This is a genomic window from Paraburkholderia caffeinilytica, from assembly GCF_003368325.1.
Taxonomy (GTDB): Bacteria; Pseudomonadota; Gammaproteobacteria; order Burkholderiales; family Burkholderiaceae; genus Paraburkholderia; species Paraburkholderia caffeinilytica.
In genome coordinates this window covers 1,680,689-1,704,125 of record NZ_CP031466.1, presented here as the reverse complement: position 1 = coordinate 1,704,125, position 23,437 = coordinate 1,680,689, and the positions used below count along the sequence as shown (strand labels likewise).

Here is a 23,437-nt window from a genome sequence, read left to right as displayed (position 1 = left end):
CCACGCCTTGCCGACCACACACACGCGCCTGAGCCTCGACCCGCGCGCCCGCCTCGGACGGCGCGCCGGCCGCCGCTTCCTGCTCGAATGGGTGGCGATCGGCTGCCTGGGCATTGTGGTGATTCTGCTTGGTTCGCCCGGCCGGCTGACCGCCGGCGTCGATCATCTGGTCTACGACCGGTTTCTGGGGCTGCGCGCACAACCGTTGCTGCGCGACATCGTAGTGCTCGAAATCGACAATGCCAGCATTGCGCAGCTTGGCCGCTGGCCGTGGCCGCGCAGCGTCCACGCCAGGCTGCTCGACCAGCTTGCGAAGGCGAAGCCCGCCGCGGTGATCTACGACGTGCTGTTCACCGAAGCCAATCCGGAAGACACCGAGCTTGGCCGCGCGGTCGCGCTGAGCCCCACCTATCTGCCGATGCTGCTGACGCCACCGGACAGCGCCGGCCAGCGCGTCGCGGTCGAACCGGTGGCGCCGCTCGCGCATGCCGCGGCCGGGCTTGGACATATCAACCTCGAAGTCGATAGCGACGGCATCGTGCGCAGCGTCGCGCGGTTCGAGGGCGACGCGGGCTCGCGTTGGCCGCAATTGATGGTGCCGGTCGCCCGGGCCGTCGAGCGTGGCGCGCTGCAGCTGACCGCGCCGCCGCACCGGCAGTCTTCCGGCGAGGCGGCGGCTCAATCCGACGACCATGGCGAAGGCGAGGGCCGCTTCCTGATCCCCTTCGGTTCGAACGCGCAGAGCTACGCGAAGCTGAGTTTCGCGGACGTGCTCGCCGGCCATGTCCCGCCGGACACGCTGCGTGGGCGCATCGTGCTGATCGGCGTGACCGCGTCCGGCTTGTACGACCGTTTTGCAACACCGGTGTCCGGCGAGCTGGGGCCTTTGCCCGGTGTCTACATTCATGCGAACGTGCTCGACACGCTGCTGACCGGCAGGGAGCTCGAACCCGCCGGGCCATGGGTGCTGTTCGTGGTGTCACTGGCGCCGCTCGCCGCGCTGCTCGCCGGCTTTCTGGTGCTGTCGCCGCGCCGCTCGTTGCTGCTGACCGTCGCGTTGGGCGTGCTGGCCACCCTCGGCAGCGCGGCCTTGCTGTACGGCGCGCGGCTGTGGATGTCGCCGGTGCCGGCGATCGCCGGTTTGATCGTGGTATATCCGATCTGGAACTGGCGGCGCCTCGAAATGACGATGGCCTATCTGCGCGAAGAGCTGCAACGCCTTGCCGACGAACCGCACCTTCTGCCGGAAACGCCGCAGCGCCGCCGCGAGTTCGGCGGCGACGTGCTGGAGCAGCATATGGCGCTGATGGCGCAGGCCGCGCAGCGCGTGCAGGACATGAAGCGCTTCGTCTGGGACAGCCTCGACAGCATGCCCGAGCCGATCCTGGTGAGCGACGTGGAAGGCATCGTGCTGATTGCGAACCATGCCGCGAAGGCGCATTTCGCGCGTCTTGGCGCACCGCTGCCGGAAGGCCGGCCGATGCGGGCGGTGCTGGGCGGGCTGACGCTGGTCAAGACCATCGACAGTGGCGCAGCGTCGGACGCCGAAAACAATCTGCTCGCGCATGCCCAGTGGCCGGCGCTGCTCGATCCCGCGCGCGGCGAGTTTGCCGCGCTGATGGCGCAAGGCGTCGAGGTGCGCGACGCCCACGAGCGCGACCATCTGCTGCGCTATGCGAACTGCACGAACGAGCAAGGCGAGACGACCGGCTGGATCGCAGGCCTCGTCGATGTATCGGCCTTGCATGCGGCCGAGCGCCAACGGGAAGACGCGTTGCGGCTGCTGTCGCACGATATGCGCTCGCCGCAGGCTTCGATTCTGGCGCTGGTGGAGATCGAGCGGGCGCGCAGCGAACCGGTGCTCGCGCGTGGCCTGCTGGAGCGCATCGAGCGTTATGCGCAACGTGCGCTGACGCTCGCCGACGATTTCGTGCAGCTCGCGCGCGCCGAATCGCAAGCCTATGTGCTCGAACCGGTGAGCATGACCGAGCTGATGATCGACGCCAGCGACGAAGTCTGGCCGCAGGCCCACGCCAAGCGCATCACGCTGCAAACCGATACGGACGGCGGGACCGATGCCGACGAGGGGCACTGGATCTGCGCCGACCGCTCGCTGATGACGCGCGCGCTCGTCAACATCCTGAACAATGCGGTCAAGTACAGTCCGCCGGATACGCGGATCACGTGCAGCCTGAAGAGCCTCGGCGGCCTCGACACCCGGGGCGCCCCAGGCGGCCATGCGCAGACGGCTGCGCCCGGCGCGGCAAAACGTGTATCGTGCACGATTCGCGACGAAGGCTACGGCATTCCCAAGGAGCAACAGGCCGGTCTGTTCGAGCGCTTCAGGCGCTTTCACGAGACGGAGCGGCCGGAAGTGGGCGGCGCGGGGTTGGGCATGGCGTTCGTCAAGACCGTCGTGACGCGCCACGGCGGCGATGTCGAGGTGGTCAGCGCGCCTGGCGAGGGAACGGCGTTCACGATTTCCCTGCCGGCACTCGAGGAAGCGCAAACCAACCTGTCCGCAACGCCGCGCCCATGACTTACGAACACTCACCTTATCGAAGCGAGAAGCTGGTGAAAGCGATATTGATCTGTGCTGCGCTGGCCGCGGCGAGTCTGACCGGATGCGCGGGCTTGAACGCCGACGTGCACACGCCGAATCCTTCGACCGTGTTGCAGGGCGAGCGCACCTATACGATTGCGCGGATGCCCTCGCAGGATGCCAGCGCGGATCATCCGCCATTCGAGACCATGCTGCGCGACGAGTTGGCGAAGAACGGTTTCGTCGATACGGCGGGCAAGTCCGCGCACTATTTACTGTCGATTGCCTATGACACTCGGCCGGCCGCGGTCAGCGTGGGCGCGAAGGATTGCGCGCCGGACGCGTGCGAACGCTCGCCCGAACCGCCGTTTTCGCTGTTCGGCGGACGCGCCTATCAGCACGCGTTGACGTTGCGCTTCTTCGAGCAGTCGAGCGGGCAGGAGGTCTACAAGGTGAGCGCAGCCAGCAGCGATCGCGATGCCGATCCCCTGCACGCGATGCCGGTGCTCGTGAAGAGCGCGCTGGCAAAATTTCCGTTCGATGCGCCGCACGACTGGCGCGTGAAACTGCGGACCGGTCAGGCGGGCGGCGTGCCGGACGTCGTTTCGGTCAAGCCGCTTCAGCCGTAGCGGCAAGAAACTCGCGCCCGCGCTATTCCGGCGCCGGGTCGTCTTCCGGCCAGCGGTTTTCGAATACGCAAGCGGCGAGCGGCAGGCGGCTTGCCCAGCGCTCGGTTTCCAGCATCGGCTCGCTGTAGAAATGATCGACGTGGCCGAGGCACAGGATCGCCACCGGCCGCGCGCCCTCGGGCATATGCAGCAGCGTGCGGACCGAGTCGACGTCGAATAGCGACACCCAGCCCATCCCCAGACCTTCCGCGCGCGCGGCCAGCCACATGTTCTGGATCGCGCACGCCACGGAAGCCAGGTCCATCTCCGGCAAGGTGCGGCGTCCGAAGATGTGACGCTCGCGGCCGTCCATCAGCGCCATCACCAGCAGTTCGCCGCATTCCAGCATGCCTTCCACTTTCAGCTTCATGAACTCTTCGCGACGCTTGCCGAGTGCGTCGGCGGTGGCGAGGCGTTCGCTTTCGACGGTCGCGTGCAGCGCCGTGCGCACAGCAGGGTCGGTAATGCGCGCAATGCGCCACGGCTGCATGAAGCCGACGCTCGGCGCGTGATGCGCCGCGTCGAGCAGGCGTTGCAACACGGCAGGGTCGACCGGATCGCGCACGAAATGGCGCATGTCGCGCCGTTCGTAAATCGCGCGATAGACGGCTTCGCGTTCGGAATCGTTAAAAGGCTTCGCCATGGAACAGGGCGGCCGTGAAGGCCGGGTTGGAGGGCCAGTAAGCATGCATATAGGTTGCCACGATCGAGCCGGCGCGGAACACGGCTTCTCCGGGGGCGTCGTGATTTGGCCGGGTGGCTGAACACAACGGCGTGAGCGGTGTCGTCAGCTTCGAGTAGTGAAACGTGTGGCCGGTCATTGGACCGTGCAGGCTGTCGATCTGTTGCATGCCGAGCGCGGTGAAGCGCGTCTGCATGGTGGCATGGCCGGGCAGCAGGCCGAGCATCGGGGTTGTGGCGCCGCTCGTGTCGGTCAACTGTTCAAGCAGGTAGAGCATGCCGCCGCATTCGGCGACGACCGGTTTGCCGGCGGCAGCATGCGCGCGGATCGTTGCGGCGCTGCGCAGGTTGCCAGCGAGCAAGGCCGCATGCAGTTCGGGGTAGCCGCCGGGCAGGTAAAGGGCGTCGGCGTGCTCCGGCAGCGCTTCATCGGCGAGCGGTGAGAAATAGTCCACGTGCGCGCCGAGCGTTTCCAACAGCGTGATGTTGGCCGGATAGATGAAGGAGAACGCGGCATCGCGCGCTATCGCGATCCGCTTGCCGTCGAGAAGACGCGGCGGTGCTTCTTCTTCAGGCGTGCCGAACTCGACCGGCGGCGGCAATTCGCTCAGCGCGGTGTGCGCGAGCGCATCGGCGGCGCGCTCCAGACGCGTGTCCAGGTCGTCGATTTCCGCGGCCTGATGCAAGCCGAGATGGCGGTCGGGCAATTCGATTTCGTCGTTGCCGCCGATATACCCGCACCAGCGCAGGTCCGGCGACAACGCCTCCTCGAGCATTTGCGCGTGCCTCGCCGAGCCGACGCGATTGGCGAGTACGCCGTAAAACGGCACCTGCGGCCTGAATTGCGCGAGACCGAAGGCGACCGCGCCGAAGGTCTGCGCCATCGCCTTCGCCGAAATCACCGCAAGCACCGGCACGCCGAATGCGGTTGCCAGATCGGCGCTGCTCGGCGTGCCGTCGAACAGGCCCATCACGCCTTCGATCAGGATCAGGTCCGCTTCGGCCGCCGCCTGCGCGAGCAGGTTCCGGCAGGCCGGCTCACCCACCATCCATAGATCGAGCGACAGGACCGGCGCGCCGCTGGCGCGCGCCAGGATCATCGGGTCGAGAAAGTCGGGGCCCGTCTTGAATACGCGCACGCGTCGTCCCAGCCGCCGATGGTAGCGCGCCAGACCGGCGGTAATCGTGGTCTTGCCTTGACCCGATGCGGGCGCGCTAATGAACAGGGCGGGGCACGCGGACATCGCTCAGAACTCCACGCCGCGCTGCGCTTTCACGCCTTGCTCGCGATACGGGTGCTTGACGATGCGCATTTCGGTGACGAGGTCGGCGGCTTCGATGAGCGCGTCCGGCGCGTGACGGCCGGTCACCACCACGTGCAGCATGTCGGCGCGCGCGTTCAGTACCGACAGCACTTCGTCGAGCGGCAGGTATTCGTACTTCAGCACGGTGTTCAGTTCATCGAGGATCACCATCTGATAGTCGCCGCTCTCGATCATGCGGCGTGCTTCGTTCCACCCTTTGCGCGCGGTGGCGATGTCGGCATCGCGATTCTGCGTGTTCCAGGTGTAGCCGTCGCCCATCGTGACGAAGTCGCAGTTGGCGATCGCGCCGAGGAAGTCGCGCTCCGAGGTATGCAGCGCGCCCTTGATGAATTGCACGACGCCGAGGCGCATGCCGTGGCCTAGCACCCGCACGGCCATGCCGAATGCGGCGGTGGTCTTGCCTTTGCCGGTGCCGGTATTGACGATCAGCAGACCTTTTTCGACGGTCGCGCCGGCCTGCTTTTTCTCGTGGCCTTCGCGCCGGCGCTCGGTCATGCGTTGATGCGATTCGGGATCGGTCTTCATGGGAGGTCCTGTTCTTGAGTGCCGTTGTTTGTCTGTTCTCGGGCGGAGTGGGCGGTGGTCGAGGCTATCGCCACCGTGACGCCGTTGTGGATGGTTTTGCGCACGAGTAGCCGTGCGTTAGAGGCATTGGGTGCAAGCGACGCAGGCGAGGCGATGGGTGCAATCGAGGCAGCCGATGCAACTGACGCAGCCGACGCAAATGTCGGCGTGAGGGCCGCACCGGGAGCGTTAGCCGTATCGGATCCGGTCGCTGCGGCGAGCAAGGCGCACGGTTCGCAGACGCCGTCGATGCCGAGATGCTCGCGTGCGGCCGCAGACGGATTGTCGACGGAGATCGCCGCAATCTGTTCGCGGCTGAACAGCTTCAGCGGCAGTGCATGACGTGCGCAGAATTCGACCAGGCCGGTTTCGTGAGCTTTGATGTCGACCGAGGCAATCGTGCGGATTTCATCGAATGCGTGCGAGCCGAGTGCGGCACGCACAGCTGTTTCGATTTGCTCTGCGGAGCTGTGCGAACGGCAGCCGATGCCGACGGTTAGCGTTTTCATGGCACGTCCGTGGGGTTCGCGGGGCTAGTTGCGTTTGCCGCTCGCGCAGCCTCCAGCGCTCCCGCCGAATCAGCATTGATCGCATCCCGCGCCCAGGCCAGCGACGCCACGCCGCCAATGACCACGATCGCCGGCGAGCCGAGTCCGGCGCGCGAGACCGCATCCGCGAACTCGCCGAGCCGCGCGAGCGTATGCCGTTGCTCGGGACGCGTAGCCGATTCGATCGCCGCGCACGGCGTTTCGGGGCTCATCCCGGCCGCGAGCAATGCGTCGACGATTTCGTTGAGCCGCCGCATGCCCATGTAAACCACCAGCGTCATCCGCGTGGCGGCGAGTGCGGCCCAGTCGGGCTCGCCGCTGCCGGCGCCGTGTCCGGTGACGAACACCACGCCTTGCGCGTGATCGCGATGCGTCACGGGAATGCCGATTGCCGCGGGCGCCGCAATTCCGGCGGTGATGCCGTTGATCACGTCCACGTCGATGCCGGCGGCATGCAGCGCCTGCTGTTCCTCGCCGCCACGGCCGAACACGAACGGATCACCGCCTTTCAGACGGGCGACACTGCGTCCCGCCTGCAGATGGTCGAGCATCTGCGCGACGATGCCGGCTTGCGGCGTTGACGGATGCCCGCCGCGTTTGCCGACGTACACGACCAGCGCATCGGCGCGCGCGAACTGCAGCACGTCGGGGTTCACCAGATCGTCGACCAGCACCACATCGGCTTGCGCCAGCGCGCGCGTCGCCTTGAGCGTCATCAGCTCGACGTCGCCGGGGCCGGCGCCGATCAGCCAGGCGCGGCTCATCGCGGCGTGCATGGCGAGCGCCATGTCGTGACAGGCGGAAACGGATGAGGCTTGATGAGGCCGCAGGCGGCGGACATTGAGGTCATGCGGTGTGACGGATTACGCGCGACGAACCGGGCCGCTCGCCGCGTTTCCCACAGGAACACGCCAACGGCCGCGCTACGTCGTGCTTTTTGCGCCTTCACATCCGTCCCTCGCGGATTCCGGCAGCCGGCAGCGTGACGCTCACTGCCTCCGCGTCTGGCCGGTATCCGGGCTGACGGCCTCACGCGTTTTGCCTTCCCGTCCGGATTCGTCAGACAGTGGCATCAAAAACGCATGCGCGATGCGAAAGCACCGCAGGTCGCTTACCGTTGCGGGGACAGCACAGGTTGAGCGCAGCGAGCGCGGCCTGTTTCCCGTTTAACTGCACATGCGAACGCATATGCGGGCACCAAACGCGCGCATACGATAGCACAGGGCAGGCCGCGCCGACACTGCGGAAAGGCCCTGCCGCGGCCCGCGCTTCCTTGACGGCGCGGGGGTCGCGGGCCTAAACTCGCACGCACTTTGGTGCTCGTGTGCGCGCTCGTGCGCATGCAGTTAAACGGGAAACAGGGTGCCCACCTGCAATGGACCGGGTCAACCTGTGCTGCCCCCGCAACGGTAAGCGAAAAGCGGTGCGTTTTTCAGCGCCGCGGAGCCGGCTTCGATGTCCACGCGCAAGGCCGCGTCGGCATATAACCACTGGGCGAGAAATCACTCGTCCGGGAAGGGGAAGCGGCGCTTTCGCCAGCCCGGATACCGGCCAGATTACGAAGAATGACTACCGCGGGGATGCGGTGGGGCGTTCATGACCTCATTCCTGTTTTCTGTTTTTCAGTTGCCCCGGCAGCGCCGTTGTTCGTCCCCGTGTTTGGTCAGTGTCGTGGTTTGGGGCATGTGCCTCGTTTGCCCGACCTATACACATTGACAATGCGCCGGCGTGCACGTGCAACTTCTAGGATCGACCTCACGATGCAAACTCAAATGCGCAAGATCCCCGTCACCATCGTCACGGGCTTTCTCGGCAGCGGCAAGACCACGCTGCTGCGGCACATTCTTCAGCATGCGGGCGGCAAGCGCATCGCGGTGATCGTCAATGAGTTCGGCGAACTCGGCATCGACGGGGAAATCCTCAAGGGTTGCGGCATCGGCTGCGATGAGAACGGCGTCGAAACTGAAGGGCAGCTGTATGAACTCGCGAACGGCTGCCTGTGCTGCACCGTGCAGGAAGAGTTTTTCCCGGTGATGGAAAAGCTGGTCGAGCGCCGCGAGCAGATCGACCACGTGTTGATCGAAACGTCCGGTCTCGCCTTGCCGAAGCCACTGGTGCAGGCGTTCAACTGGCCGCAGATCAAGAATAGCTTCACTGTCGACGCGGTCGTCACCGTGGTGGACGGCCCGGCTGCGGCAAGCGGCCAGTTTGCCGACAATCCGGTCGCGGTGGATGCGCAACGCAAGGCCGATCCGAATCTCGATCACGAATCGCCGTTGCACGAATTGTTCGAAGATCAATTGTCGGCGGCCGATCTGGTGATTCTGAACAAGACGGATCTGCTCGACGAAGCGCAGCAGGCTTCTGTCGAGGCCATCATCCGCGAAGAAATTCCGCCGCAAGTGAAGATCGTGCGCGCGCAGATGGGTCAGCTCGACTTGCATACGCTGCTGGGCCTCGAAGCAGCGTCGGAAGAGACGATCCATCTGCGCCACGACCATCACGGTTCGGCCGAAGACGCCGATCACCACCACGACGAATTCGATTCGGTGGTGGTGCAGGCGCATGTTTCGTCGCGCGAAGCCGCGATCGCCGCGTTGCAGGGGCTCGTCGAAACGAACACGATTTACCGCGTCAAAGGTTTCGCGGCGCTGCCGGGCGCCGCGATGCGTCTCGTGATCCAGGGCGTGGGCCGCCGTTTCGATAGTTACTTCGACCGGCGCTGGCAAGCGGGTGAAGCAGGTGAAGGGAGCGAACGCCAGCAAAGCCGCTTCGTGCTGATCGGCGAGGACCTCGATCAAGCCGTGCTGCAACAGGCATTCGACGCCGCCTTGGGCGCCGTGGCGAGCGCCCTGCCGCAACAGGCGTAACCACTTATGCATCTGTTGCGCACCACGCCGGGCGGTTTTGTCGACGACACGCAAGGCGTGATCCGTATCGATCAGCGGCCCGCCGATATCGTGGTGCTCAGCTCCGCCGACACCACGCTGTCGCTGCTCGCGAGTGTGTTTCCCCGTCTCGGCGAGGGCTTTCCGAGTGTGCGGCTCGCGAACGTCACGTATTTGCGGCAACCGGCGTCCGTCGATTTCTATGTCGAAGACGTGTTGCAGCATGCGCGTGTCGTCGTGGTCGATCATCTTGGCGGCGAGGCATATTGGCCGTACGGGATCGAACAGGTGGTCGCGCTCGCCGAGCGCAAGCAGCAGACGCTCGCGATGTTCTCCGGCGATCTGCAGGAAGACCCGAACCTGCTCGCGCGCAGCACCGCCGACGCCGATCTGTGCCATCAGCTATGGCGCTATCTGCGTGAAGGCGGGCCGCAGAATGCCGAGGCGTTCCTGCGTTTTATCGCGTACCGCTCGTTTGGCTGGGGGCGAGAGCCTGCGCTGCCGCGCGCGTTGCCTGCCGCGACGCTCTACCATCCCGAACGCGACACGCCGATCATGGCCGACTGGCAGGCGCGTTGGCGGAAGGGCGCGCCGGTCGCCGCGATTCTGTTCTACAAGGCGCATCTGCAGGCGGCCAACACGGCCGTGTTCGACGCCCTGATCGATGCGCTCGAGGCGCAAGGCCTGAATCCGCTGCCGATCGCGATCACCTCGCTGAAAGATGCGATGAGCCGTGAAGTCGTGCAGCAGCTGTGCGCGCAGCATGATGTCGCGCTGGTGCTCAATACGACCGCATTCGCCGCGTCCGCCATCGACGACCCCGAGCCGCTCGCGCTCGCCGGCGACGCACCGGTGATGCAGGTGATCCTGAGCGGCGGCAATCGCGAAGACTGGGTCAAGGACAATCAGGGCCTCAACTCGCGCGATATCGCCATGCATATCGCGTTGCCGGAAGTGGACGGCCGCATCATCACGCGGGCGATCAGCTTCAAGGGCCTCGCCTATCGTTGTCCGCATACCGAAGTCGATGTGGTCCGCTACCAGCCGGACCTCGAACGCGTCGGCTTTCTGGCCGAACTGAGCCGCCGCTGGTGCCGTCTGCGCACGCTCGGCAACGCGGACAAGAAACTCGCGCTGATTCTCGCCAACTATCCGATGAGCGAAGGGCGCATCGGCAATGGCGTGGGGCTCGATACACCGGCCTCGGTGGTCGGCATTCTGACCATGTTGCGCGATGAGGGATATCGCCTGGCCGAGCTGCCCGCCGACGGCGACGCGCTGCTGAAGAAGCTGACTGAAGGCGTGACCAACGATCCGGTCGTGCGTGACTTGCGGCCTGCGTTGCAAAGCCTCGCGCTCGACGACTATCTTTTGTACTTCAACGCATTGCCCGCAGAAACCCGCTATGCGCTGAATGCGCGTTGGGGTTCGCCCGAACAGGATCCGACGTTGCGGCGCGGCCGTTTTATGATCGCAGGCTGGCGCTGCGGGCAGGTATTCGTCGGGATTCAGCCGTCGCGTTCGCGCGAGCAGGGCGATTACGCAAGCTATCACGACGCCGAACTCGTGCCGCCGCATGCCTATCTGGCGTTCTATTTCTGGCTGCGTCACCAGTTTGGCATCGACGCGGTCGTGCATGTCGGCAAGCATGGCAATCTCGAATGGCTGCCGGGCAAGAGCGTCGCGTTGAGCGACGCCTGCTGGCCCGATCTGATTCTCGGTCCGATGCCGCATCTGTATCCGTTCATCGTCAACGATCCGGGCGAAGGCAGTCAGGCGAAGCGTCGCGCGCAGGCCGTCATCATCGATCACCTGATGCCGCCGCTCACGCGCGCCGAAAGTTACGGGCCGCTGCAGGATCTCGAGCGCCAGGTCGACGAATACTATGAAGCGCTGATGGTCGATCCGCGCCGCTCGAAGCTGTTGAGGCGCACGATTCTCGCGACCATCGTCGAGCATAGGCTGCATGACGAGTTGAGTCTTGCGGAGCCGAACGGCGAGGACGCTGAAGATGCGCTGCTGACACGGGTCGATGCGTGGCTGTGCGAGTTGAAGGAAGCGCAGATTCGCGATGGTTTGCATACGTTCGGGCAATCGCCTGACGGTGTGCAGCGGCGCGATACGTTGCTGGCGCTAGGACGCTTTCCGGTCGGCGATGGGCAGGGCGGCAAGGCCGGGTTGATCGATGCGTTGGCGCGCGATCTGCGAATCGACCATCTATTCGATCCGTTGTCGGTGGATTGGGCGGCGGTGTGGGACGGCCCACGACCGGACGTATTGCAGCAGGTGAGCGATGCGCCCTGGCGGCACTATGGCGATACGCGCGAGCGTCTGGAACTGCTGGCGGCCGAGATGTTGCGCGAAGTGTGCGGCGATGCAACGTCCGATGCGGCGCCCGCAAGCGGGGTGTTGCCGCAGGCGGAACGTGTGATCGAACGCTTGCGCAACGACGTATTGCAGCGGCTCGACGCCTGCGGCCCGCAGGAGATGCTGCATCTGAAGCGCGGCCTTGAGGGGTGCTTCGTGCCGCCGGGGCCGAGCGGTTCGCCGTCGCGTGGACGGCCCGACGTGCTGCCCACCGGCCGCAACTTCTATTCGGTCGATACGCGCGCTGTTCCGACTCAAGCGGCCTGGTCGCTCGGTTTGAAATCCGCGCAACAGTTGATCGAGCGGCACTTGCAGGAGAAGGGCGACTATCCGCGCGCGATCGGCCTCTCGGTATGGGGCACCGCGACCATGCGCACCGGCGGCGACGATATCGCCCAGGCACTCGCCTTACTCGGCGTGCGGCCGAAGTGGGCCCCAGGCAGTCATCGCGTGACCGACTTCGAGATCATGCCGATCGAGGCCTTCGACCGGCCGCGTATCGACGTCACGTTGCGCGTATCCGGCTTTTTCCGCGATGCCTTCGCGAACGTGATGCATCTGTTCGACGCCGCCGTGCAGGCCGTGGCCGAACTCGACGAGCCCGAAGCGCTGAACCCGATCCGCGCGCGCGTGCTGCGCGAACGCGACGCGCTGATCGCGGGCGGCATGGACGCCGCCGAGGCGCGCAGGCGCGCCGGCTGGCGCGTCTTCAGCGCGCGGCCCGGCGCGTATGGCGCGGGTCTGCAGGACATGATCGACTCGCGGCAATGGCAAACCGACGCCGATCTCGCGAACGCCTATCAGGCATGGGGCGGTTACGCCTACACGCAGAAAAGCGCCGGCGAAGAAGCGCGCCACGCGTTCGGCACACGTCTCGCCGCGATGGACGTTGTGCTGCAAAACCAGGACAACCGCGAGCACGACCTGCTCGATTCAAACGACTACTACCAGTTCCAGGGTGGCATGGTCGCGGCGGTGCGGCATCTGGCGGGCAATCAGCCGCAGGTCTATCACGCCGATCACAGCAACCCGGCCGCGCCGCGCGTGCGTACCCTGCATGAAGAGATCGCGCGGGTGATCCGCTCGCGCGTGGTCAATCCGAAATGGCTCGATGGCGTGAAGCGCCATGGCTACAAGGGCGCCGCTGAAATTGCGGCGACGGTCGACTACCTCTACGGCTACGATGCAACAGCACGGGTGGTCGCCGATCATCAATATGCGCTCGTCACCGACGCCTATCTGAACGACGCCGGCACACGCGAGTTCTTGCAGCGGCACAATCCACACGCCATGCATTCGATCTGCGAGCGTCTGCTCGAGGCGATGCAGCGCGGGCTGTGGCAGACGCCCGGCGACTATCGCGCGCAAGTCGAACAGCATCTGCTCGCGAGCGAGCAGCAGATCGAAGGAATGCAAACATGAACGCAGCGGTCCAACGGCCGGTTTTTCCCTTTGCCGCGCTGATCGGTCAGGCGCCATTGCAGCAGGCCCTCTTGCTGGCTGCGATCGACCCGGGTCTGGGCGGCGTGCTGGTGAGCGGGCCGCGCGGCACGGCGAAATCGACTGCGGCGCGCGCGCTCGCGGAACTGTTGCCGGAAGGGCAATGGGTGAATTTGCCGCTCGGCGCGAGTGAGGACCGCTTGATCGGCACGCTCGATATCGAAACCGTGTTGCGCGATCGCTCGGTGCGTTTTTCGCCTGGCTTGCTCGCGAAGGCGCATCGCGGCGTGCTGTATGTCGATGAAGTGAATCTGCTGCCCGATGCGCTTGTCGATGCGTTACTCGATGCGGCTGCCGGCGGCGTGAATACCGTCGAGCGCGACGGCGTCTCGCATAGTCACGATGCGAGCTTCGTGCTGATCGGCACGATGAATCCGGAAGAAGGCGAATTGCGGCCGCAGTTGATCGATCGTTTTGGGTTGATGGTCGAGTTGCGGAACTGTTTTGAGGCGCAGGTGCGTCAGCAGATCGTCAAGACACGTCTCGCGTTCGATCTCGACCCACAGGGTTTTCGTGCAGGATATACCCGGCAACAGGAAGCATATGTTCAGCGAATTCGCGCGGCGCGCGAAGCGCTGGCGCAACTCGACTTCGACGACACCGTGCATGCGCATGTCAGTGCGCTGTGCATCGATGCGGCGGTCGACGGATTGCGTGCCGATCTCGTGATGCTGCGCGCGGCGCGGGCGTTGGCGGCGCTGGAGCAGGCGGCTGCGGTGACGACGGAGCATGTCGAGCGGGTCGCCGAGGCGGTGCTGATGCATCGGCGCCACGATCGCGAGACGCGTGCCGAGGGTGATGTGCGCGAGGGCGAGGCGTCGCGGCAGGCTGCTGGCAATGAGGACGCCGCGCTTTCGTCACCTCCGTCACCTTCGCCATCTTCTCCCGATACGGCGTCAGGCGCCGCTGCCGGCGATAGCGATTGGGGTTACCTGCCGCCGCAGCCCGCGGGCGTCGCGCAGATCAAAGGCGTCATTCCGCTCAACGCAAAAAAACGCTGAGCCATCGGAAGGGCGCCGCCGCTGACTCGCGCAGCGGTTTTCGATGGCGGCAAGGTGCCGGCGCAGGTCCGCGTAGCCGCTTGCAAGGCGCGCCGGGCAAGCGCATTGCATGGCTGCCGACGCTCATCGCAATGCGTCAGGACCCTCTGCGCGCCGAGCATCTGCGTTTTGCGCGTGAGGCGCCGCGGGCCGGTGTACTGCATTGCTTCGTGCTCGATTGCTCCGGTTCCATGCTGGGCGGGCAACGTCTCGCGCTCGCCAAAGGGCTGCTGATTGCGCTGTTCGATCGCGCAAGCGCCTCTCGCGCCGAGGCGGCGCTGGTGTGTTTTGGCGGTGCTGGCGCCGCTCTGCGCTTCGGTCCGGCTGTGCCGCGCTGGTGGAACGAGCGGTGGCTAAAACCGGTGGGCGGGGGCGGCGGGACGCCGCTGGCGTCCGGCGTGCGCCAGGCTGCGCAGGTGCTGGAGCGCAGCGCCCGACGCAAACCCGCGCAACAGCGCTGGCTGTGGATCCTGACCGACGGCCGCAGCGGCGATCGGCCGGCGCGGCCACGCCATGCCGACGAGGTGGTATTCGTCGATTTCGAGCGGGCGGCGATACGGCTGGGCCGTTGTCAGACGCTTGCCGATGCATGGGGCGCGGCGCTGCTTACGCCGGACGAATTGATCGCCTGAGTCTGAACGGCACGCGCGTCATGCAGCGCATTTTCGCGCGCTTATTTCAATCCGTTGGACCAGTACTGCACATCGTCCTGACGGTCGAATACGAAGACCTTCATCGCCATCTGCTGCGCCGCGTCGAGTTGATCGAGTTCGAGGCCGTGGGTCGACGGTTCCCCCGGTGCACGGCCTTTCTGCACGTTGCGGATGACCGCGGTGGTTTCGATCGCGGTTTGCAGTTCCGCCGATTTCAGGCAGAAGGCAACGCGCAGTCGTTCGCCGACTGCACCCAGCGTCCACGAGGCGGTCAGCGACATGCCGAGTGCGCTGATGCTTTTGGCAAGGCCCAGGCCTTCGTATGAATCGCCGGTTTCGCCGATGCCGAAGCGCACCGCGAGGTGCGCGTGGACGCGGATCGACTTGCGTTCGCGCAGGCGGCGGATCACGCCGGGTTTCGAGAGCACAACGTAGTCGAATGGGGCACGGCACACTGCCTCGACCGTACAGACGAAACGAAACACGGCATGGCTTGCTATGGCGACGATCTCGATGTTTTCACCGGGACGTAGCGGGAGAATGCGGCCATCCTGCAGTGGCGGCGTGACGAAGAGCGCGTGGTTGGGCGCGAAGCCGATGATGCGGCACGGATGCATCGGGGCGCCGCTGCCGAGCTGGGAGCGCACGCCGACTAGCGCGCCTATCGTCAGATGCATGTCTTTTAGTGTGAGGCTGCCGGCGGCGGGGTGATCGGGCTGGGGTTCCGGCTGCGGCGGCGTGTCCAGCAGGTCGCCGCGGTGCGGGTGGAAATTGTCGAAGAGGAATTTGCGCTCGTCCGTGGTCGCCAGGATGGTGCCGCTGGCGAAGAGGAGTGTGCCGTCGGAGTCGGCGATTGGCCAGTCGAGAGGGGCGCCTACCGGCACTGCGTCCAGAGTCAGGGCCGGTGTGGGGGGCACGGTTTGAGCTTCGGCTTGGGCCTCGGTTGGGTTTTCCATGATCGGCAGCTAAATATATGGCGAGATTACTTGTTTACGGCTGCGCCGGTGGGAGGCTTTAGGGCTTGTTTGCCTTGGGGCGGTGGTTTTGCTTGATTTGTTAGTGGTCTATTTGTGTTGCCCCTGTGCGGGGCGGCACCTACTTCTCTTTGCCGCCGCAAAGAGAAGTAGGCAAGAGAAAGCGGCTCAAACCGCTCATGCTAAGTGGGCGCCTTTGTCTGGACGGGGTAGTGGCTCCGTAGAGTCTGTGTTCGTGCACCTGCATGCACTAGTGACAAGGGCGTCATTCTTCCCGCGGCGCTGCGCGCGCCGAAGAGTACTTCATCACGCCACTCCTCTCGGTTGCGCTTCTTGTGGCGTGAGTTCGCTCGTTAGTGTTGGTGTCTTCCGCTTGCAAAAAATTGCGATCACTGCTATCGCTCGATAATTAGCTCGGATGCCTAAGCATTTTCTTGATGCCGTGAAGAAGGACTGTTTCAGTGCCTCTCAACTTTTTGAAAATAATTGCACGGAGGGGATTGACGACCTGCCGGTCGTTCTCCATAATCTCGTTTCTCTGCTGCTGATGCAGCGACGCAGAACGAAGCGGTGCCGGGAGGTGAAGGATGCGACCCGGTGCGGTTTTGGTGGTGAATGCGTAATTGATCTTTAAAAACTAACAGCCGATAAGTGTGGGCGCTTGATGCGCGACGCGAGCCGGGCCCTTCGGGGTCTGGCGCAAAGCGAAAGTATCAAGTCTCACACAGTAATGAAAGGAAGGTTTTTCTGTCGAGAGACAGATTAATCATTCGTCAGTACGTTGAGTGAGCGACCGGTCTCGGAAGAGACCGAAAAACAGTAACAGGTTTGAACTGAAGAGTTTGATCCTGGCTCAGATTGAACGCTGGCGGCATGCCTTACACATGCAAGTCGAACGGCAGCACGGACTTCGGTCTGGTGGCGAGTGGCGAACGGGTGAGTAATACATCGGAACGTGTCCTGTAGTGGGGGATAGCCCGGCGAAAGCCGGATTAATACCGCATACGCTCTACGGAGGAAAGGGGGGGATCTTAGGACCTCCCGCTACAGGGGCGGCCGATGGCAGATTAGCTAGTTGGTGGGGTAAAGGCCTACCAAGGCGACGATCTGTAGCTGGTCTGAGAGGACGACCAGCCACACTGGGACTGAGACACGGCCCAGACTCCTACGGGAGGCAGCAGTGGGGAATTTTGGACAATGGGGGCAACCCTGATCCAGCAATGCCGCGTGTGTGAAGAAGGCCTTCGGGTTGTAAAGCACTTTTGTCCGGAAAGAAAACCTCCGCCCTAATATGGTGGGGGGATGACGGTACCGGAAGAATAAGCACCGGCTAACTACGTGCCAGCAGCCGCGGTAATACGTAGGGTGCAAGCGTTAATCGGAATTACTGGGCGTAAAGCGTGCGCAGGCGGTCCGCTAAGACAGATGTGAAATCCCCGGGCTTAACCTGGGAACTGCATTTGTGACTGGCGGGCTAGAGTATGGCAGAGGGGGGTAGAATTCCACGTGTAGCAGTGAAATGCGTAGAGATGTGGAGGAATACCGATGGCGAAGGCAGCCCCCTGGGCCAATACTGACGCTCATGCACGAAAGCGTGGGGAGCAAACAGGATTAGATACCCTGGTAGTCCACGCCCTAAACGATGTCAACTAGTTGTCGGGCCTTCATTGGCTTGGTAACGTAGCTAACGCGTGAAGTTGACCGCCTGGGGAGTACGGTCGCAAGATTAAAACTCAAAGGAATTGACGGGGACCCGCACAAGCGGTGGATGATGTGGATTAATTCGATGCAACGCGAAAAACCTTACCTACCCTTGACATGTATGGAATCCTGCTGAGAGGTGGGAGTGCCCGAAAGGGAGCCATAACACAGGTGCTGCATGGCTGTCGTCAGCTCGTGTCGTGAGATGTTGGGTTAAGTCCCGCAACGAGCGCAACCCTTGTCCCTAGTTGCTACGCAAGAGCACTCTAGGGAGACTGCCGGTGACAAACCGGAGGAAGGTGGGGATGACGTCAAGTCCTCATGGCCCTTATGGGTAGGGCTTCACACGTCATACAATGGTCGGAACAGAGGGTCGCCAAGCCGCGAGGTGGAGCCAATCCCAGAAAACCGATCGTAGTCCGGATCGCACTCTGCAACTCGGGTGCGTGAAGCTGGAATCGCTAGTAATCGCGGATCAGCATGCCGCGGTGAATACGTTCCCGGGTCTTGTACACACCGCCCGTCACACCATGGGAGTGGGTTTTACCAGAAGTGGCTAGTCTAACCGCAAGGAGGACGGTCACCACGGTAGGATTCATGACTGGGGTGAAGTCGTAACAAGGTAGCCGTATCGGAAGGTGCGGCTGGATCACCTCCTTTCTCGAGCTAACGTGTCAATGCGTTGAGCGCTCACGCTTATCGGCTGTGAAATCAGACAGTAAGTCAGACAGACTGAGGGGTCTGTAGCTCAGTCGGTTAGAGCACCGTCTTGATAAGGCGGGGGTCGATGGTTCGAATCCATCCAGACCCACCATTGTCTTGTCTGCGATGGCTGCGCTGGTCGATGAACCCCGAAGTGTGATGATGGTCTGTGCATGACTGGGGGATTAGCTCAGCTGGGAGAGCACCTGCTTTGCAAGCAGGGGGTCGTCGGTTCGATCCCGTCATCCTCCACCAATCTTCAATGCGCAGCGTTCTGCTGAAGTAAAAAAGCAGAGGGTTTTGCATTGGCGATTGAGCCAGTCAGAGTGATACGCGGTTATAGCAACTGCGATATCGGCTGTCGTTCTTTAACAATCAGGAAGAAGTAGTAAAGAGATTCACGAAAGGATACTTAGAGATGGGTATTCGAGTAGGTGAATCAGGGTTGTGATTGTATCAATGTATGAAAAGGTGATCGAAAGATTGCTTTGGAATACGGCGCAACACGAATACTCAACCTGTAGCGGTGGTGGCGAACGCATCATTCCCAGAGAATGATGCAGAGACACACCCGTTATAGGGTCAAGCGAACAAGTGCATGTGGTGGATGCCTTGGCGATCACAGGCGATGAAGGACGCGGTAGCCTGCGAAAAGCGGTGGGGAGCTGGCAAACGAGCTTTGATCCACCGATATCCGAATGGGGAAACCCGGCCCGTATGGGTCATCCGTAGCTGAATACATAGGCTACGTGAAGCGAACGCGGTGAACTGAAACATCTAAGTAACCGCAGGAAAAGAAATCAACCGAGATTCCCAGAGTAGTGGCGAGCGAAATGGGACCAGCCTGTACTCTTTATTTGTAGTGTTAGCCGAACGCTCTGGAAAGTGCGGCCATAGCAGGTGATAGCCCTGTAGGCGAAAACATTATGAAAGAACTGGGTGTACGACAAGTAGGGCGGGACACGTGAAATCCTGTCTGAAGATGGGGGGACCATCCTCCAAGGCTAAATACTCGTGATCGACCGATAGTGAACCAGTACCGTGAGGGAAAGGCGAAAAGAACCCCGGGAGGGGAGTGAAACAGATCCTGAAACCGCATGCATACAAACAGTCGGAGCCTCGCAAGGGGTGACGGCGTACCTTTTGTATAATGGGTCAGCGACTTACATTCAGTGGCAAGCTTAACCGATTAGGGCAGGCGTAGCGAAAGCGAGTCCGAACAGGGCGTTCAGTCGCTGGGTGTAGACCCGAAACCAGGTGATCTATCCATGGCCAGGATGAAGGTGCGGTAACACGTACTGGAGGTCCGAACCCACTAACGTTGAAAAGTTAGGGGATGAGCTGTGGATAGGGGTGAAAGGCTAAACAAACCTGGAAATAGCTGGTTCTCTCCGAAAACTATTTAGGTAGTGCCTCGTGTATCACCTTCGGGGGTAGAGCACTGTCATGGTTGTGGGGTCCATTGCGGATTACTACGCCATAGCAAACTCCGAATACCGAAGAGTGCAATCACGGGAGACAGACATCGGGTGCTAACGTCCGGTGTCAAGAGGGAAACAACCCAGACCGCCAGCTAAGGTCCCCAAATATGGCTAAGTGGGAAACGAAGTGGGAAGGCTAAAACAGTCAGGAGGTTGGCTTAGAAGCAGCCATCCTTTAAAGAAAGCGTAATAGCTCACTGATCGAGTCGTCCTGCGCGGAAGATGTAACGGGGCTAAGCCATATACCGAAGCTGCGGATGCACAGTAATGTGCATGGTAGGAGAGCGTTCCGTAAGCCTGCGAAGGTGCACTGGAAAGTGTGCTGGAGGTATCGGAAGTGCGAATGCTGACATGAGTAGCGATAAAGGGGGTGAAAGGCCCCCTCGCCGTAAGCCCAAGGTTTCCTACGCAACGTTCATCGGCGTAGGGTGAGTCGGCCCCTAAGGCGAGGCAGAAATGCGTAGCTGATGGGAAGCAGGTTAATATTCCTGCACCATTGTTAAATGCGATGGGGGGACGGATCGCGGAAGGTTGTCCGGGTGTTGGAAGTCCCGGTCCTTGCATTGGAGAAGGCGCTCAGGCAAATCCGGGCGCGGAATTCAAGGGTGCGAGGCCAGTCGCTTAGGCGACGAAGCAATCGGAAGTGGTTCCAAGAAAAGCCTCTAAGCTTCAGTTTAACAGGACCGTACCGCAAACCGACACAGGTGGGCGAGATGAGTATTCTAAGGCGCTTGAGAGAACTCGGGAGAAGGAACTCGGCAAATTGGTACCGTAACTTCGGGATAAGGTACGCCCCTGTAGCCTGACTGGCCTGCGCCAGGAGGGTGAAGGGGTTGCAATAAACTGGTGGCTGCGACTGTTTAATAAAAACACAGCACTCTGCAAACACGAAAGTGGACGTATAGGGTGTGACGCCTGCCCGGTGCCGGAAGATTAAATGATGGGGTGCAAGCTCTTGATTGAAGTCCCGGTAAACGGCGGCCGTAACTATAACGGTCCTAAGGTAGCGAAATTCCTTGTCGGGTAAGTTCCGACCTGCACGAATGGCGTAACGATGGCCACACTGTCTCCTCCCGAGACTCAGCGAAGTTGAAGTGTTTGTGATGATGCAATCTCCCCGCGGCTAGACGGAAAGACCCCATGAACCTTTACTGTAGCTTTGCATTGGACTTTGAACCGATCTGTGTAGGATAGGTGGGAGGCTATGAAGCGTGGACGCCAGTCTGCGTGGAGCCGTCCTTGAAATACCACCCTGGTTTGTTTGAGGTTCTAACCTTGGCCCGTGATCCGGGTCGGGGACAGTGCATGGTAGGCAGTTTGACTGGGGCGGTCTCCTCCCAAAGTGTAACGGAGGAGTACGAAGGTACGCTAGGTACGGTCGGAAATCGTGCTGATAGTGCAATGGCATAAGCGTGCTTAACTGCGAGACCGACAAGTCGAGCAGGTGCGAAAGCAGGTCATAGTGATCCGGTGGTTCTGTATGGAAGGGCCATCGCTCAACGGATAAAAGGTACTCTGGGGATAACAGGCTGATACCGCCCAAGAGTTCATATCGACGGCGGTGTTTGGCACCTCGATGTCGGCTCATCTCATCCTGGGGCTGTAGCCGGTCCCAAGGGTATGGCTGTTCGCCATTTAAAGAGGTACGTGAGCTGGGTTTAAAACGTCGTGAGACAGTTTGGTCCCTATCTGCCGTGGGCGCTGGATATTTGAAGGGGGCTGCTCCTAGTACGAGAGGACCGGAGTGGACGAACCTCTGGTGTACCGGTTGTCACGCCAGTGGCATCGCCGGGTAGCTATGTTCGGAAGAGATAACCGCTGAAAGCATCTAAGCGGGAAACTCGCCTTAAGATGAGATATCCCCGGGGCTTCGAGCCCCTTGAAGGGTCGTTCAAGACCAGGACGTTGATAGGTCAGGTGTGGAAGCGCAGTAATGCGTTAAGCTAACTGATACTAATTGCCCGTAAGGCTTGATCCTATAACAGGTGTGTGTCGGCAGCCGTTAGTGCTTCAGCACTTATGGATGCCCCACCCTGCGCCACGCGCAGGGTCTTATGCAGACCACACACGGTTGAGAGATCGATGTTGTGCCTCGAACAACACAACTCCCTCTGGTGAGCATCACCAGAAACTACTTCTTCCAGATTGGCTGTATTGCCCAAAGGCAGTACGGCAACAAGTCATGCCTGATGACCATAGCGAGTCGGTCCCACCCCTTCCCATCCCGAACAGGACCGTGAAACGACTCCACGCCGATGATAGTGCGGATTCCCGTGTGAAAGTAGGTAATCGTCAGGCTCCCCAGCAGCAGCAGAAACCCCACCCCGAAACGGTGGGGTTTCTGCGTTTACGCGGCAGAAACCGCGCGGCAGAAACAGTGCGGCAGAAACACGGCGCGGCAAACAGCGGGACAAACACAGCCCGCAGGAAGCGCACGCAGCACGGGGCGCTGCCCCCCGGCCATGCCATCACGACTGCGACAGCACGCTCACACCGGCACTGCGTCCGGATGACCCGATGACCCGGGATGGCACATCGCCCCGCGTGTCCCTGCCCGATACGCGCCCGCTCTCCCACCGTCACTCCTTCCCGATCCGCAGCGCGTTCGCGTAACCCGTCAGCTCCAGATAGGCACGTCCGACGTCCACGCCGTCGCGGTTCACCCGCACGGCACCCTCCCAATACACCGCGCCGGTCGACTGGCTGGAATCGAGTTCCTGGTCGTTCATCAACGGATCGAGATGCCACGTAAGCGCGCCGGTTTTGACCGTCATCGCGACGGGATACAACGTGTTCGTGCGCGGCGAGCGCCACGTGCGAACCGGCGTGAAGTCGACCTGATCGCGGCCGAATGTCGTCACCTGACCGTCGCGATTTCTCAGTGCCGCATGCGCCCATACCGCGTGTCCATCGCGACTGCGAATCTTGAAAGCCATCAAGGCTGACCCATCCGTCAGGTTGGCGCCGAGCCAATCCCATCCGACCGCATCGGTATCGAGCAGCGTGCTCGACCATTCGTGATCGAGCCACGCCGCGCCGCTAACGGCTGTCTCGCCCATCGATTTGCCGCCCGCCGCGGCCGGTCGAACTACGCTGCCGGTCACGCGCAATTGAGGCTCGCTGTAGTAATAGCTCGCCTGTTCGGGCCGTGGACCCTTGCGCGAATAGCCGCGCTCCCCCTGAACCAAAGGCGCTTGGGTCGGCGTCAGCGTGAGGTGCAGCACGAATCCGCTCGCTTCCACTGTCACGTCGTAGTGGCCGTCGGCGGCACGGATCATTTTCCATGCGTCGAGTTTGACGTCGGTATTGTCCGGCTTCGCATAGGCTAGCCCGAAGCCCTGGCGGCCAACGCGCTGATCGTGCGCAAGATGACCGAGCGCAGGATCGCTCAATGCTGCATGGGCAATGATCAATTGCGACGGTGCGAACGCACTCGGATCGGCAGAGTCATGGCCGGTTGCCGAGCGAAAAAAGGTGATCTGGAAACCGAGCGGTTGATTGTCCGGTGTCATGAGCCAGCCTGTCGCGTACCACCATTCGGTGCGAAAAGCCGGGTGTGCGCCGGTGTCCCGCGGAAGGACGACCGGATGATCGGGCGTGACCGCTGCAAACTCGGGCGTCGCGGCGAACGCAGACGACGTAGCCATCAAACCCATGCAAAGCAACGCCGCACGAATCGCGACGCTCAGTCGCCGCGCCTTCGCCGGGCGGGGTAGCGCGGCCGGCGATTTGTCCGCAATGCCGTGCGCGAGGCAAATGCGATCGGCTCGATAAGAGCCGATCGTCGCTTGATGCGACGCTTG

The 23,437-nt window shown here is 62.4% G+C and carries 13 protein-coding genes, 2 tRNA genes, 3 rRNA genes and 2 riboswitches; of the genes, 11 read left to right on the top strand and 7 right to left on the bottom strand.

Annotated features, from left to right (window positions below; genetic code table 11):
• Positions 1-7 precede the first annotated feature (7 nt).
• The gene (locus DSC91_RS07565) at positions 8-2,539 is read left to right on the top strand and encodes a CHASE2 domain-containing protein (protein WP_115777550.1); all 2,532 of its coding nucleotides are present in this window, start codon (positions 8-10) and stop codon (positions 2,537-2,539) included.
• Positions 2,536-3,171: a DUF4136 domain-containing protein gene (locus tag DSC91_RS07560; protein ID WP_115777549.1), complete on the top strand. Its 636-nt coding sequence runs from the start codon at positions 2,536-2,538 to the stop codon at positions 3,169-3,171. Before DSC91_RS07565 ends, DSC91_RS07560 begins: the two co-directional genes overlap by 4 nt.
• 22 nt (positions 3,172-3,193) lie before the next feature.
• Here the strand turns inward: DSC91_RS07560 and bluB are convergent, their stop codons facing one another.
• Genes bluB through cobA form a run of 5 tightly spaced genes read right to left on the bottom strand, consistent with a single transcriptional unit; the run spans position 3,194 to position 7,092 of the window.
• Positions 3,194-3,853, bottom strand: coding sequence for a 5,6-dimethylbenzimidazole synthase (bluB, locus tag DSC91_RS07555; RefSeq protein WP_115777548.1), 660 nt, complete (start codon positions 3,851-3,853; stop codon positions 3,194-3,196).
• A complete protein-coding gene (locus DSC91_RS07550; RefSeq protein ID WP_115777547.1) occupies positions 3,837-5,135 on the bottom strand; it encodes a cobyrinic acid a,c-diamide synthase CobB in 1,299 nt (432 codons plus the stop codon). The genes bluB and DSC91_RS07550 overlap by 17 nt, the downstream gene beginning before the upstream one ends.
• 3 nt (positions 5,136-5,138) lie before the next feature.
• A complete protein-coding gene (cobO, locus tag DSC91_RS07545; RefSeq protein WP_115777546.1) occupies positions 5,139-5,741 on the bottom strand; it encodes a cob(I)yrinic acid a,c-diamide adenosyltransferase in 603 nt (200 codons plus the stop codon).
• Positions 5,738-6,289 carry a cobalamin biosynthesis protein gene (locus DSC91_RS07540; RefSeq protein ID WP_115777545.1) on the bottom strand — a complete coding sequence of 184 codons (552 nt, stop codon included), beginning with the start codon at positions 6,287-6,289 and terminating at the stop codon, positions 5,738-5,740. Before DSC91_RS07540 ends, cobO begins: the two co-directional genes overlap by 4 nt.
• Complete coding sequence (gene cobA / locus DSC91_RS07535) at positions 6,286-7,092, bottom strand: uroporphyrinogen-III C-methyltransferase (RefSeq protein ID WP_115779743.1); 807 nt, start codon at positions 7,090-7,092, stop codon at positions 6,286-6,288. The genes DSC91_RS07540 and cobA overlap by 4 nt, the downstream gene beginning before the upstream one ends.
• A 225-nt stretch (positions 7,093-7,317) precedes the next feature.
• Positions 7,318-7,545: riboswitch (cobalamin riboswitch) on the bottom strand.
• An 80-nt stretch (positions 7,546-7,625) separates the two neighbouring features.
• Positions 7,626-7,898: riboswitch (cobalamin riboswitch) on the top strand.
• Positions 7,899-8,088: 190 nt separating this feature from the next.
• On the opposite strand from cobA, the gene cobW reads away from it, so the two are divergent.
• From cobW to DSC91_RS07515, 4 genes are all read left to right on the top strand, one after another.
• Positions 8,089-9,198: a cobalamin biosynthesis protein CobW gene (cobW, locus tag DSC91_RS07530; protein WP_175171972.1), complete on the top strand. Its 1,110-nt coding sequence runs from the start codon at positions 8,089-8,091 to the stop codon at positions 9,196-9,198.
• Positions 9,199-9,204: 6 nt separating this feature from the next.
• Complete coding sequence (cobN, locus tag DSC91_RS07525) at positions 9,205-13,005, top strand: cobaltochelatase subunit CobN (protein ID WP_115777544.1); 3,801 nt, start codon at positions 9,205-9,207, stop codon at positions 13,003-13,005.
• Positions 13,002-14,084: a magnesium chelatase ATPase subunit I gene (locus tag DSC91_RS07520; RefSeq protein WP_115777543.1), complete on the top strand. Its 1,083-nt coding sequence runs from the start codon at positions 13,002-13,004 to the stop codon at positions 14,082-14,084. Before cobN ends, DSC91_RS07520 begins: the two co-directional genes overlap by 4 nt.
• A 131-nt stretch (positions 14,085-14,215) precedes the next feature.
• On the top strand, positions 14,216-14,755 hold the full coding sequence (locus DSC91_RS07515) for a vWA domain-containing protein (protein ID WP_229758300.1): 540 nt from the start codon (positions 14,216-14,218) through the stop codon (positions 14,753-14,755).
• 41 nt (positions 14,756-14,796) lie between these two features.
• Here DSC91_RS07515 and DSC91_RS07510 read toward each other — a convergent pair whose 3' ends face one another.
• Entirely contained in the window at positions 14,797-15,732 is a 936-nt protein-coding gene (locus DSC91_RS07510; protein WP_115777541.1) for a flagellar brake protein, read from the bottom strand.
• 848 nt (positions 15,733-16,580) lie between these two features.
• Between DSC91_RS07510 and DSC91_RS07505 the strand changes: the two genes are divergently transcribed.
• From DSC91_RS07505 to rrf, 5 genes are all read left to right on the top strand, one after another.
• Positions 16,581-18,111 (top strand): 16S ribosomal RNA (locus tag DSC91_RS07505).
• 77 nt (positions 18,112-18,188) lie between these two features.
• Positions 18,189-18,265, top strand: a tRNA-Ile gene (locus tag DSC91_RS07500).
• Between the two features lie 67 nt (positions 18,266-18,332).
• Positions 18,333-18,408: transfer RNA gene (locus DSC91_RS07495), tRNA-Ala, on the top strand.
• Between the two features lie 325 nt (positions 18,409-18,733).
• Positions 18,734-21,612 (top strand): 23S ribosomal RNA (locus DSC91_RS07490).
• Between the two features lie 207 nt (positions 21,613-21,819).
• Positions 21,820-21,932, top strand: a 5S ribosomal RNA gene (gene rrf / locus DSC91_RS07485).
• The 16S, 23S and 5S rRNA genes sit together here with 2 tRNA genes alongside, the layout of an rRNA operon.
• 281 nt (positions 21,933-22,213) lie before the next feature.
• Here rrf and DSC91_RS07480 read toward each other — a convergent pair.
• Positions 22,214-23,290 carry a lipocalin-like domain-containing protein gene (locus DSC91_RS07480; RefSeq protein WP_115779741.1) on the bottom strand — a complete coding sequence of 359 codons (1,077 nt, stop codon included), beginning with the start codon at positions 23,288-23,290 and terminating at the stop codon, positions 22,214-22,216.
• Between the last annotated feature and the right edge of the window lie 147 nt (positions 23,291-23,437).

Coding starts and splice junctions, on each gene's coding strand:
- DSC91_RS07520 (WP_115777543.1), top strand. CDS start 13,002: ATGAACGCAGCGGTCCAACGGCCGGTTTTTCCCTTTGCCGCGCTGATC.
- DSC91_RS07515 (WP_229758300.1), top strand. CDS start 14,216: ATGCGTCAGGACCCTCTGCGCGCCGAGCATCTGCGTTTTGCGCGTGAG.
- cobO (WP_115777546.1), bottom strand. CDS start 5,741: ATGAAGACCGATCCCGAATCGCATCAACGCATGACCGAGCGCCGGCGC.
- DSC91_RS07480 (WP_115779741.1), bottom strand. CDS start 23,290: ATGGGTTTGATGGCTACGTCGTCTGCGTTCGCCGCGACGCCCGAGTTT.
- bluB (WP_115777548.1), bottom strand. CDS start 3,853: ATGGCGAAGCCTTTTAACGATTCCGAACGCGAAGCCGTCTATCGCGCG.
- DSC91_RS07560 (WP_115777549.1), top strand. CDS start 2,536: ATGACTTACGAACACTCACCTTATCGAAGCGAGAAGCTGGTGAAAGCG.
- cobN (WP_115777544.1), top strand. CDS start 9,205: ATGCATCTGTTGCGCACCACGCCGGGCGGTTTTGTCGACGACACGCAA.
- DSC91_RS07510 (WP_115777541.1), bottom strand. CDS start 15,732: ATGGAAAACCCAACCGAGGCCCAAGCCGAAGCTCAAACCGTGCCCCCC.
- DSC91_RS07550 (WP_115777547.1), bottom strand. CDS start 5,135: ATGTCCGCGTGCCCCGCCCTGTTCATTAGCGCGCCCGCATCGGGTCAA.
- cobA (WP_115779743.1), bottom strand. CDS start 7,092: ATGAGCCGCGCCTGGCTGATCGGCGCCGGCCCCGGCGACGTCGAGCTG.
- cobW (WP_175171972.1), top strand. CDS start 8,089: ATGCAAACTCAAATGCGCAAGATCCCCGTCACCATCGTCACGGGCTTT.
- DSC91_RS07540 (WP_115777545.1), bottom strand. CDS start 6,289: ATGAAAACGCTAACCGTCGGCATCGGCTGCCGTTCGCACAGCTCCGCA.